This is a genomic window from Bacillota bacterium (assembly GCA_024655925.1).
Taxonomy (GTDB): domain Bacteria; phylum Bacillota; class DTU025; order DTU025; family JANLFS01; genus JANLFS01.
This window is the reverse complement of sequence record JANLFS010000094.1, coordinates 1-11,175: the sequence shown is the minus strand read 5'-3', so window position 1 is coordinate 11,175 and position 11,175 is coordinate 1. Positions and strand designations below refer to the sequence as shown.

The window sequence follows — 11,175 nt, the reverse complement described above, 5'->3', positions numbered from 1 at the left end:
TTAACCGCCCAATCCCATATGCTGGCGCCCTATATCAAAAGTTCAGGATGTCTCCTAAGACACCTTGACATCAGCTTCCCTCCGTCATAACATTTCAGTGTTGAACATTTCACGTATGTCCAGTCGTGCCGAGCGAGGTGTCCACATGACAGAACCTACGCCCGAGGCCATCTCGGCGGCGGAACGAATCCTCGCAGGGGTGAAACGGGCCAACCACGCCGTTCATGCCATGTTCAGGAGGCTTTCGGCGGAGCGGGGAATCTCCGTGCGCCATGCTTTCATCTTGAGGCACCTGGCGAGGTCAAATGAGCCGCTTACCCTGAACGAAGTGGCAGAAAAGCTCGATTTGCCCAAGAGCACCACTTCGGTTGACATCGACCGCCTGGTAAAGGCGGGTTACGTGCTGCGCGGGCAGGACCCGAGGTGCAGGCGCAGGATCATGATTCAGTTGAGCCCCGAAGGGCGTATGCTGGTCGCCGAAGGACCCGCGACGGTCACAGCGAAGATAGCCGCCGGGCTTGCGTCATCCTCGGACGAGGACGTGCGCGATATCGAAAACGGCCTGATCAAACTGAACAAGATGCTTGACCGAATAGTGGGCGAGGACGGACATCCCCATCCGGCGTGCGGCTGACATAACTGCCCCGGCGGGCTATCCCACATCCGATCCATTTCCGCTCCAACGCGGCATCGGCCAAGGCCCAAGGAGGCAGAAGAGTTGCAGGCAAGCCGTACAACCGATTTTACCAAGGGGAGCATCTCTCGCCATCTGCTCGTGTTCTCGATTCCGATGTTCCTGGGCAACTTGCTGCAGGCGCTCTACAACACCGTGGACAGCTTCTGGGTGGGACGGTTTCTCGGCCCCGAGGCGCTAGGGGCGGTGTCCGTAGGTTTTCCGATTATCTTCGCGCTCGTATCCATAGTCGCGGGCCTGGCCGTGGCCGCAACGGTACTGGTTTCCCAGTACTACGGCGCGCGCCAGATGGACTCCGTCAAACGGACCATCGGCAACACCCTGGTGATCCTCGGGCTGTCCTCGGTCGCTATCTCGATTCCGGGGGTCTTGTTCGCCCGGCGCATCCTGCGCTTGATAAACACCCCGCCCCAGGTCATGGAGATGGCAGCCCAGTACCTTCAGGTCTTCATAGCCGGCCTGATCTTCATGTTCCTGTACAACGCGCTCAGTTCCATAATGCGCGGGCTCGGAGACTCCCGCACCCCGCTCGTGTTCCTCTTCTACACGACAATGATCAACATCGCCCTGGACCCTCTGATGATCTTCGGAATAGGGCCGCTTCCCGCGATGGGTGTGGCAGGGGCCGCTTTCGCCACAGTGATCGCACAAGCCATATCGGTTGCCCTGCTCTTCCGCCATCTCAGCCGGGTGACTAATCTCCTGCCCCGCACGAGAGATCAATGGCGTCCCGACTGGCAGCTTACCGTCACCACGTTCAGAATCGGGCTCCCCGCTGGAGCTCAGCAGCTGATGGTGTCTCTTGGGGGGCTTGTGATCACCTCAATCATAAACACGTTCGGTGCGACAACCGTCGCCGCGTTCGGCGCGGCCTCGCGCCTGGATCAGTTTGCGTTCATGCCCGCCATGAGCACCGGGCTCGCCGTGTCAAGCCTCGTAGGGCAGAACATCGGGGCAGGCAAACATGACAGGGTCCGGGACGTGGTCCGCTCGGGCCTGATGTTGACCGGCGGCATAGCCGCTGTCATCAGCCTGGTGGTCATGGCAGCTCCGAAGCTGCTTCTTGGAGTGTTCACCGCCGACACTATGGTTCTGGGCGCAGGCGCAACCTATCTTCGGATAGTGGCCTTTTCGTACGTTCCGTTGTCGTTGATGTTTGCGGTCAACGGGGCCTTACGCGGAGCGGGAGATACCATGCCGACGATGTTGACTACCGTGATAGCGCTGTGGGCCGTCCGAGTGCCCCTTGCCCGGACCCTCTCGAGCATCCCCTCTCTCGGGGTCAAAGGAGTATGGATCGCCGCCGCAGTCTCGCCGTTGGTCGGGTTTTTGGTCAGCTACATCTACTACCGAACAGGCAGATGGAAGACAAAGGCCGTAGTCAAGCGCAGTCAGTACCCAGAGGCGGCCTGGGCCCGCGAGCCCGAACTGGCGGCGGACTCCGCGGGCGGCGCCAGTTAGCGTGCTTGAGGGATGATCTCGGGATCACAGTAACGAGCGAACGAGCGGAGTCTTTGGCGAAATATCGGCCGAATGGGCAGAGGCTGAAGGCCTGTCATCAGGTCTCTGGCTGCGCGCGGGGTGAGGCAATGTCTGATGGATACACTGAGCGAGTCCACTCGTCATTCTGACGGGGGCAGCGTAAAGGCGCCGATGATTGGCAATACTTTCGCCGCACTCCGTCATCGAAGCTTCCGGCTTTACTGGTCAGGTCAATGCGTCTCCCTGATCGGAACCTGGATGCAGTCCACCGCACAAGCGTGGCTGATCCTCAAGCTTACGGACTCCGCATACCTACTTGGCCTCGTCAGTTCGATCCGGTTCATTCCTACTTTGGCCCTGTCTTTATTCACCGGGGTCATAATTGACCGGATCTCCAAGCGGAATCTGATCCTCCTCACCCAGACCACCCTGATGGTCCTGGCGTTTGGATTGGGGGCTCTGATCCAGCTCGGGCTGGTCAGATACTGGCACGTCCTTGCCATGTCTGCGCTGGTGGGGGTGGCTGAGAGTATCGACGGCCCCGCAAGACAGGCTTTCGTCAAGGACATGACCGATGGAACCGACCTGATGAACGCGGTTGCCCTCAACTCGGCCATCTTCAACCTGGCTCGAATGCTAGGCCCTGCTCTGGCAGGCCTGGTCATAGGCAAGGCCGGGTTTGCGCCCTGCTTCTTCCTGAACGGGGCGAGCTTCCTTGCGGTAATAGCCGGACTCATGCTAGTGCCTGCTTCAAAGCCGGCCCGGCCGGAGACGCACCGGAAGATGCTGGATGACCTCGCTGAAGGTCTGGCCTATGTCCGCTCGACTCCGGCGATCTCAACCGTCATCATGCTGGTATTCGGCATGAGCTTGTTTCTTCTCAATCCTGCCGTCCTTGTCCCCGCTTTTGCTGAAAGGGTCCTTCATCAAGAGGCGACCGGTTACGGGCTGTTGATGTCCGCAATGGGCGTTGGAGCCGTGATGGGAGCCGTAGCCCTCGCAGCACATTCCGTCAGGGGGCTGCAGGCCAGACTCATCCTGTGGGCCGCCTTCTGCTGGTCTGGACTTCTGATACTTCTGGGATTCACCCAAGTATACATGGCGTCAGCAATTGTTCTGGCTCTCGTGGGGTGGGCGCAGATCACCTTCAACGCCGCTGCTAACACCTGGGTTCAGATGAACTCTCCAGATAGGATGCGCGGCAGGATCATGAGTGCGTATATGCTGGTCCATAACGGCGTCGTGCCATTCGGATCTCTCCTCACTGGATGGCTCGCTCAGAACCACGGGGCAAACATCGCAGCTATCGTCCTTGGCATGCTCGCCCTCACGTTTGCGATACTGGTGGCCTTCAAGAGGACCTCGATCTGGAGCGTACCGGCGGGTACGTCAATGCCGTAAGTGTGGAACGGTTGCCGCTTGGCTTGCGCGGTCTTGGCTCGCGCGGTCTATCGCGGGAACGGCCGTGGTAGGGTATACTAGAAGGATGCAGAGCTGATGAATTGAATGTATCAGTAGGCAAAGAGGCCGCCGGGCGTCCGAGGGGGTTAGGATTATGGAAACAGCCGTAACCAGCGCTCCGAACTTCATTCAAGACATCATCGAGGAGGACCTGAGGCAGAACAAGAACGAGGGCCGGGTCCACACCCGTTTCCCGCCTGAACCCAACGGGTACCTGCATATCGGACACGCCAAGTCCATCTGCCTGAACTTCGGTCTGGCCGCCAAATACGGCGGCTTGTGCAACCTGCGGTTCGACGACACCAATCCAAGTAAGGAAGATGTCGAGTACGTCGAGTCTATCATGGAGGACGTCCGCTGGCTCGGCTTTGACTGGGACGACCGGTTGTTCTATGCCTCAGACTACTTCGAGCAGCTCTACGATTGCGCAGTCCAGCTCATCAAAGCTTCCAAGGCCTATGTCTGCGACCTGAGCGCGCAGGAGATCAAGGACTACCGCGGCACCTTGACCGAACCAGGCAAGGACAGCCCATACCGCACACGCTCAGTAGCAGAGAACCTGGACCTGTTTCAGCGGATGCGGGATGGCGAATTCCCGGATGGCTCTCGCGTCCTGAGGGCGAAGATCGACATGGCATCCCCGAACCTCAACATGCGTGACCCCGTCATCTACCGCATCCTGCGGGCGACTCACCATAGGACCGGGGACAAGTGGTGCATATATCCTATGTACGACTTCGCGCACCCGATTTCGGACGCACTCGAAGGGATCACCCATTCTATCTGCACTCTGGAGTTCGAGGATCACCGTCCCTTGTATGATTGGTTCATTGACAACCTGGACCTCCCCAGCCGGCCGCAGCAGTATGAGTTCGCCCGCCTCAATCTCAGCTACACAATGATGAGTAAGCGAAAGCTCCTCGACCTAGTGAGGAAGGGAGTCGTCGCCGGCTGGGACGATCCTCGAATGCCCACCATTTCGGGGCTTCGAAGACGTGGCTACACGCCCGAATCAATCAGAGACTTCTGTGATCGTATAGGCGTGGCCAAGGCCAACAGTGTCGTCGACCTAGCTCTCCTCGAGCACTGCGTCCGTGAAGATCTGAATCGACGGGCGCCGCGGGTCATGGCTGTGCTTCGTCCCCTCCGGGTGGTCATAGACAATTACCCCGAGGACCAGGTAGAGTGGCTGGAAGCAGTGATCAACCCTGAGGATCCATCCATGGGAACGCGAAAGGTGCCTTTCTCCCGGGTGCTCTATATAGAGCAGGATGATTTCAGGGAGAACCCGCCTCCGAAGTTCTACCGTCTCGCTCCCGGGCGCGAAACGCGGCTGCGGTACGGATATTTCATCAAGTGCACTGATGTGGTCAAGGACGAGAAGACCGGTGAAGTGATGGAGCTCCACTGCACCTATGACCCGGACACACGGGGAGGTTCATCCCACGGGGAGCGGCGGGCCAAGGCCACCTTACACTGGGTGTCGGCCGCCCACGCGCTCAATGCCGAAGTGCGCCTGTACGATCGCCTCTTCACTGAAGAGGCTCCGGGGTCAGTGGAAGACTACATGACCTGCGTGAGTCCGGACTCGCTGGAGATAGTGACCACATGCCGGGTAGAACCATCCCTCGCCAGCGCAACGCCGGGAAGCAGATATCAGTTCGAAAGGCTGGGCTACTTCTGCGTCGACCCCGATTCATCCCAGGACAGACTGGTGTTCAACCGCACGGTGGGGTTGCGGGACGAGTGGGCCAGGATCGAGAAGGCAGCACTCAATTCGCGCTGAGCGAAAGAACACATTGGTCTCCGAAGATCGTTCTACGGTCGTCCATGGATGACCCAACCATGGTATAATGACACCAGGGCGACTCAGTCGCGCCTGGCCCCAAGCTAATACGTGTATTCTGCCAGGTGCTCTCTTGAGAGGAGAGAGAATAGGGAAGAGGCAGCGGGTGGAGGACTAGGTATCTCCACCCGGTGAAGCCCGCGGTCCCGCCGCTGTGATTGGGGAGTCTCAGCACAATACAAAGTCACTCCTGCGGTCGTAGGGGGAAGGCGTGTTGAGGCGATGACCCAAGAGCCAGAAGACCTGCCTGGCAGACTCAGTAGGCCACCTTCGAGGAAAGGGGTGACGCCTATGGTGTCCGCAGGATCCTCTATTCGCTGCGTTCACTATGCCCCCCTCTTCGCTGAGGCGAACTGGGGGGCGTTCTGTCTCTCGGGACTGATGGTCTGAAGATGACGGGCACAGTCCGTGCGACGAGGAGAATTCTCAGACAATGACAAACAGGGTCGCTTAATGGAGTGATAAGCATGTTCACAGTGATTGAGAAGCGGGACGGGAGACTAGTGCCCTTTGACAAACGACGAATAGCTGACGCGATATTTCGCGCGGCTCAATCGGTGGGCGGCAGGGACCGTCAGCTGGCCATGGACTTGGCCGACAAGGTGGTTTCCTATCTTCTGAGCAAGAACGGCCCCGGTTGCATCCCCTCCGTGGAGCAGGTCCAGGATGTTGTTGAGAAGGTCCTAATCGAAGAAGGGCACGCTCAGACAGCGAAGGCGTACATACTGTATCGGGCCAAGCGCACACGGATACGTGAAGGTAAATCGGAACTCATGGATATCGTATCGGACATTCTCAAAGAGACCAGCCGCGAGAATGCCAACGTGGGGAACTCTCCGTCAGCCAAGATGCTTCAGATCGCATCTGCAGCAAGCAGACAATACTATCTCAACCGAGTGATCCCCGATGACATCTCGCGCGCACATCGTGACGGCGACATCCACATACACGACTTGGACTATTACGGAAAGACGCTTACGTGCCTTCAGATACCTCTCGGGGAGCTGCTCGAGAACGGGTTCAACGCCGGACACGGCTATGTCCGTCCTCCCCGAAGACCAGGCTCGGCCGCCGCGCTTGCCGCGATAATACTTCAGAGTTGCCAGAATGATATGCATGGCGGCCAGTCTTTCGCCCACTTTGATAAGGATATGGCTCCGTATGTCCGCGGCCGGGAGCATGCGGAGGTATATCAGGCTATGGAAGGCCTCATCTACAACCTCAATTCCATGCACAGTAGAGCCGGAGCTCAAGTCCCGTTCTCCAGCATCAACCTGGGATCAGACACATCGCCCGAGGGGCGACTTGTAACTCGGTGCCTGTTGGAGGCGTATGAGCGGGGCCTGGGGAGGGGCGAGACCCCGCTTTTCCCTAATGTGATCTTCCGGGTCAAAGCAGGCGTCAACTTCCACGAAGGTGATCCCAACTACGATCTGTTCAGGCTGGCATGCCGTGTAGCAGCCAGAAGAATGAACCCCACGTTCAGCTTCATGGATTCGTCTTTCAACGATCAGTATTCGGATGAGGTGGCCTATATGGGCTGCCGGACCCGTGTGATTGCCAACAGACACGGTGATGAGTGTAGCTCGGGACGTGGTAACCTGTCGTTTACCTCGATAAACCTTCCCAGATTGGCACTTGAGGCGGACGGCGATGAGGATCGCTTCATGGCACGCCTTGAGAGTAGACTAGAACTGTGCGCGAGGCAACTCCATCACAGGTACGAAATCCAAAGTAGGTTACGCGTTCGTGACATGCCATTCCTCATGGGCCAACACCTGTACATGGACTCGAAGAACTTGTCTGAGGACGATGAGATTGGACCAGCCATCAAGCATGGCACACTGTCTATTGGGTTCATCGGTCTCGCAGAGACTCTCAAGGTGCTTCGAGGTAAGCACCACGGTGAAGATGAAGAGGCGGACAAGCTTGGCTACTCCATCGTGGGCTTCATGCGCACGCAGGTCGATCGCTTCGCGGAAGAGTATGACCTGAACTACACATTGCTTGCCACTCCGGCGGAGGGCCTGTCGGGTAGGTTCGTTAGCATAGACCGTGAGAGATTCGGTCCAGTCAAAGGCGTCACAGATCGCCCATACTACACAAACAGCTTCCACCTTCCCGTGAGCTTCCCTACAAGTATATGGCAGAAGCTGTCTCGAGAAGGCAAGTATCACACGCTCACTAATGCTGGACACATATCCTATGTTGAGTTGCCATCACCCCCTCTATACAACGTCGAAGCGGTGGAACGGATAGTCCGGGCCATGGCCGCTTCAGACATGGGCTACGGGGGAATCAACTTCCCGATAGATGAGTGTGTTTCCTGTGGGTTTTCGGGCATAGTGCCCTCCGCATGCCCTTCGTGTGGGTCAACGAGAATCAGCAGGATCAGGCGGATTACGGGCTATCTGTCCACAATAGACAGGTTCAACGAAGCCAAAGTGGCGGAACTCTCGGATCGGTCGGGACACCAGTGGGGGGCAGTGTTAGAGTGAGGAGATCCCAGCAGCGCGCTCCCGTGGGATCCAAACAGGCTTCAGCGTTTGTCAGGCTGGCCGGGATGAACGCTGAGAGTGTCGTGGACGGGCCAGGTGTGCGGTTCGTGTTTTTCGCACAAGGGTGCCCTCACCGCTGCCGGGGGTGCCACAATCCCCACACCTGGCCTTTCTCTGGAGGTCGCCTGGTGCGTGTTCAGAACCTTCTTCGTGAGCTGATGCCCAGTCTACTTGCCAACCCCGTGATCTCAGGCATCACCTTGAGCGGTGGAGAACCCTTCTCACAGGCTCTCGGATTCTCGGAGATCGCAGGTGCGGCCTCAGAACTAGGGCTGTCTGTGGTAACCTACACTGGGCACACCTGGGAGGAGCTTGTGTGCTCTTCAGTAAGGGGGGTGAAGCAACTCCTCGCAGCCACAGATATACTTGTCGATGGCCGTTTCGTGGAATCCCTTCGCGACCTCTCTCTTCCGTACAGAGGTTCGCGTAACCAGAGGCTTATTGATGTCAAGCAGTCTCTGGCCTGTGGAACGATTGTGGAGTTCAGTGTGTGACAGGCCGCCAAGATCACAAGCTTCTTGGCACGAGTCGGGTCCGTCGCCGTCTTGTACTTGTCTCGGACCAGCATTTCGACTGTCTTCCCCTCGAGTCCCAGTGGCCGCTGCGAGGGCGGCTGTCAGCAGACATGACAGGACTGGCAGCGCAGAGCAGAGGCGAGTGAGTCGGCATCCGACTCTGCTGACAGGGCGAGTGACCTCACCATCTCTCACTACTGGGATACTCTCCTCATCGAGACCCTGCTCCAGGGGGATTGGCCATTCGCCGGTTGTTGGCGATTCGTCTGCCGGGGTTTCAGCCAATCGTACCAGTTGGCATAATTAAACCAAGAGGTGTCAGGAGATGGCAGATGCAAGCGACCCGCATACGGACGACGCTCAGCCAGATCACAGAACGCATTTGCTCGGGATACCTTCCTGAACGGATAGTTCTCTACCGCTCATACGCTTACGGCGCCCCTGACCCGGACAGCGATATCGACCTCCTCATCGTGAGGGATGATCCCGGCAGTATCATGGAGCGCAGGCTCAAGGTGCGCCGCCTCTTGCGGGACATCATTCGCAATCTGCCCGTTTCTCCAGTGGTCTACACCCCCGGAGAAGTCGAAGCCCGCCTCGCGCAAGGTGACGGGTTTCTGCGAGAGATCCTCGAGAAAGGGAAGGTCCTCTATGAGCGACAGTCCAGGTGGCATGGGAGATTATCGACACCACTTATTCTGCGGCACATTCTTAGCGATTCCTCTCGCCATCGAACCTCCCCTCGAAATCCCGTATGACTTACCCCCCAGTCACTACCGGAAGGACTGACACGGCAGTCCCTGGCGGCAGCTCGACCCCCAGATCTTGCTGGGGCTCATTGGCTCCACTCGCTCCTTCCGCCACCACGAACAGGGAAGGGTTCAGCGACCCGCCCTCCCGCACGAGCTTGCCGCCAAGATCCGGCACAGCCCGCTCAACCTGGAGGAGCGCCTCCCGGATGGTGGGCCCGGGGACTGTGAACTCTCTCCTGGAGCTGGCTCCAGCATGAGACACGCTGGGGCCGAGGATAGACACCAGCCGTACGGTAATCATCCCACCTCCGCTATTCCCCTCTCATCGCTTCCATGATCGCCCCGCAGAACTGCGGGAGATCATCGGGAGTCCGGCTCGTTATGACGTTCCCGTCAACCACAACGGCCTGGTCCACATACTCCGCCCCCGCGTTTGTAACGTCGTCCTTAATAGAGAAGAAGCAAGTGGCTTTGCGGCCTCCGAGCACACCCGCGGACACCAGGAGCCACGGCCCATGACAGATGGCGGCTACGGGTTTGCCTGCCGAGTTGAACTCGCGCACCAGATCTACGGTGGCGGGGTCGCGCCTGAGATAGTCCGGGGCGAATCCGCCCGGAATGATGACGGCGTCATAATCCGCCACGGATACGGCCGCGATGGGCCTTATGTCGAACCTCACGCCTTCTTTCATGACCATGGGGGGTATTACTGACCCCAGCCGCCCGGTCAGAGGCTTGCCCGGCACCACGGGCCTGGGGTGCCAGCCCATCTCAAGGACCCCCAGGGTGATCCACGCACCCTCTTCGGACAGCCTCAAGAGAGGGTAGAACACCTCAATATCCTCAAACTCGTTCGCCACCAGTATCAGGGCCTTCTTGCCTTGCAGTCTCATCGCTTTTCCTCCCGTCCTCGGGTTGAGTCTTTCCACGCACCTGCGAGTCAGTCAACCATCCCATCGATGCCTAGTCTTCGGAGCGTCTCCGCGGTAGGAATTCCCTCCGGGCTCCACCCTCTCAGGGCGTAATATTCCAAGAGCGCGGAAGTGAGGAGTTCTTCTGGAAGCGTCTGCCCTTGACTTCCTCCTTCGGGAATTGGGTCCCCAAACCTCTTGGGAAGCCGGTCCTCACCGGGGGACTTGCCTTCGCGCAGGTTCATGACACGGCCGAGGTTGAACACTCGCTCCCCGCACATGAGGTACTCGTCCATGGACATATCCCACCCGGTCACGAAGTTCAAGGCGGCGAGCACTCTTTCGGGGTTGAAAGGCCTTGGAGGTATGAGTGGGAACTTACATACAGGCAGACAGTCTGCCAGGGTGCCCCAGTACTCCTGCAAGGCCTTGACCAGCTTGGGTTTGCCTTTCATCTCGAACCTGGAAATAGGCTCAGTGAACCCGAGCGCGGGCATGGCGTTCTCGCGTTGGAAAGCCTCATCGTGCATGCTGGATTCGTGGTCTGCGCCTTTCATGGCGGTAGCGTAGGCCAGGCCCATGCCTTTCTTGCCCCTGGGGTCGTGCATGGGTACCTCAAGGCCCCGGACGTGCATTGCCCAGGCCTCGGAGCCCTTTCCTATGTGCTCGGACGCGGACCGCACTCCCCGGGCCAAGACTTCTCCAAACCCCTCGCGCTTGCCGATCATCTCTATGAGCCTCAGGACCGCTGAGGCATCTCCCCACCTGATGGGGAAGCCAGCGGCGGAATCATCGATGGCTCCTCGCTCGTAGCACTCCATGGCAAAGGCGATGGTTACACCTGTGGATATGGTGTCGATCCCCAGAAGGTTGCACCTCTCTCCGGCTTTGGCTATGGCGTAGGGGTCAGCCAGGTCCAGAAGGGGGCCCAAGGCCACAAGGGTCTCAGACTGGAT

Annotated in this window: 10 protein-coding genes and 1 riboswitch; of the genes, 7 read left to right on the top strand and 3 right to left on the bottom strand. The window is 58.6% G+C overall.

Annotation, left to right across the window (positions count from 1 at the left end):
• The first annotated feature begins 145 nt into the window (after nt 1-145).
• The 7 genes from NUW23_12685 to NUW23_12655 all read left to right on the top strand — a co-directional run bounded on the left by NUW23_12685 (nt 146) and on the right by NUW23_12655 (nt 9,314).
• Nucleotides 146-634: a MarR family winged helix-turn-helix transcriptional regulator gene (locus tag NUW23_12685; protein MCR4427021.1), complete on the top strand. Its 489-nt coding sequence runs from the start codon at nt 146-148 to the stop codon at nt 632-634.
• 84 nt (nt 635-718) lie between these two features.
• Nucleotides 719-2,155 (top strand): MATE family efflux transporter, encoded by a 1,437-nt coding sequence (locus NUW23_12680; protein ID MCR4427020.1) that lies wholly within the window; start codon nt 719-721, stop codon nt 2,153-2,155.
• Between the two features lie 135 nt (nt 2,156-2,290).
• On the top strand, nt 2,291-3,577 hold the full coding sequence (locus NUW23_12675) for an MFS transporter (GenBank protein ID MCR4427019.1): 1,287 nt from the start codon (nt 2,291-2,293) through the stop codon (nt 3,575-3,577).
• Between the two features lie 154 nt (nt 3,578-3,731).
• Nucleotides 3,732-5,423: a glutamine--tRNA ligase/YqeY domain fusion protein gene (locus NUW23_12670; protein ID MCR4427018.1), complete on the top strand. Its 1,692-nt coding sequence runs from the start codon at nt 3,732-3,734 to the stop codon at nt 5,421-5,423.
• A gap of 106 nt (nt 5,424-5,529) precedes the next feature.
• Nucleotides 5,530-5,749, top strand: a riboswitch (cobalamin riboswitch).
• A gap of 201 nt (nt 5,750-5,950) precedes the next feature.
• The gene (gene nrdD, locus NUW23_12665; protein MCR4427017.1) at nt 5,951-7,981 is read left to right on the top strand and encodes an anaerobic ribonucleoside-triphosphate reductase; all 2,031 of its coding nucleotides are present in this window, start codon (nt 5,951-5,953) and stop codon (nt 7,979-7,981) included.
• Between the two features lie 65 nt (nt 7,982-8,046).
• The gene (gene nrdG / locus NUW23_12660) at nt 8,047-8,535 is read left to right on the top strand and encodes an anaerobic ribonucleoside-triphosphate reductase activating protein (GenBank protein MCR4427016.1); all 489 of its coding nucleotides are present in this window, start codon (nt 8,047-8,049) and stop codon (nt 8,533-8,535) included.
• A 353-nt stretch (nt 8,536-8,888) separates the two neighbouring features.
• On the top strand, nt 8,889-9,314 hold the full coding sequence (locus NUW23_12655) for a nucleotidyltransferase domain-containing protein (protein MCR4427015.1): 426 nt from the start codon (nt 8,889-8,891) through the stop codon (nt 9,312-9,314).
• Nucleotide 9,315: 1 nt separating this feature from the next.
• Here NUW23_12655 and NUW23_12650 read toward each other — a convergent pair whose 3' ends face one another.
• The 3 genes from NUW23_12650 to NUW23_12640 all read right to left on the bottom strand — a co-directional run.
• Nucleotides 9,316-9,609 carry a hypothetical protein gene (locus tag NUW23_12650; GenBank protein ID MCR4427014.1) on the bottom strand — a complete coding sequence of 98 codons (294 nt, stop codon included), beginning with the start codon at nt 9,607-9,609 and terminating at the stop codon, nt 9,316-9,318.
• A 10-nt stretch (nt 9,610-9,619) separates the two neighbouring features.
• Nucleotides 9,620-10,201: a type 1 glutamine amidotransferase gene (locus NUW23_12645; GenBank protein MCR4427013.1), complete on the bottom strand. Its 582-nt coding sequence runs from the start codon at nt 10,199-10,201 to the stop codon at nt 9,620-9,622.
• Between the two features lie 47 nt (nt 10,202-10,248).
• Nucleotides 10,249-11,175 (bottom strand): aldehyde ferredoxin oxidoreductase C-terminal domain-containing protein (locus tag NUW23_12640; protein ID MCR4427012.1); only part of this gene is annotated, 927 nt, incomplete at its 5' end.

Excerpts from the sequence above, each read along its gene's own strand:
- NUW23_12685 (MCR4427021.1), top strand. The coding sequence starts at position 146 with ATGACAGAACCTACGCCCGAGGCCATCTCGGCGGCGGAACGAATCCTC.
- NUW23_12675 (MCR4427019.1), top strand. The coding sequence starts at position 2,291 with ATGGATACACTGAGCGAGTCCACTCGTCATTCTGACGGGGGCAGCGTA.
- NUW23_12670 (MCR4427018.1), top strand. The coding sequence starts at position 3,732 with ATGGAAACAGCCGTAACCAGCGCTCCGAACTTCATTCAAGACATCATC.
- nrdD (MCR4427017.1), top strand. The coding sequence starts at position 5,951 with ATGTTCACAGTGATTGAGAAGCGGGACGGGAGACTAGTGCCCTTTGAC.
- nrdG (MCR4427016.1), top strand. The coding sequence starts at position 8,047 with ATGAACGCTGAGAGTGTCGTGGACGGGCCAGGTGTGCGGTTCGTGTTT.
- NUW23_12655 (MCR4427015.1), top strand. The coding sequence starts at position 8,889 with ATGCAAGCGACCCGCATACGGACGACGCTCAGCCAGATCACAGAACGC.
- NUW23_12650 (MCR4427014.1), bottom strand. The coding sequence starts at position 9,609 with ATGATTACCGTACGGCTGGTGTCTATCCTCGGCCCCAGCGTGTCTCAT.
- NUW23_12645 (MCR4427013.1), bottom strand. The coding sequence starts at position 10,201 with ATGAGACTGCAAGGCAAGAAGGCCCTGATACTGGTGGCGAACGAGTTT.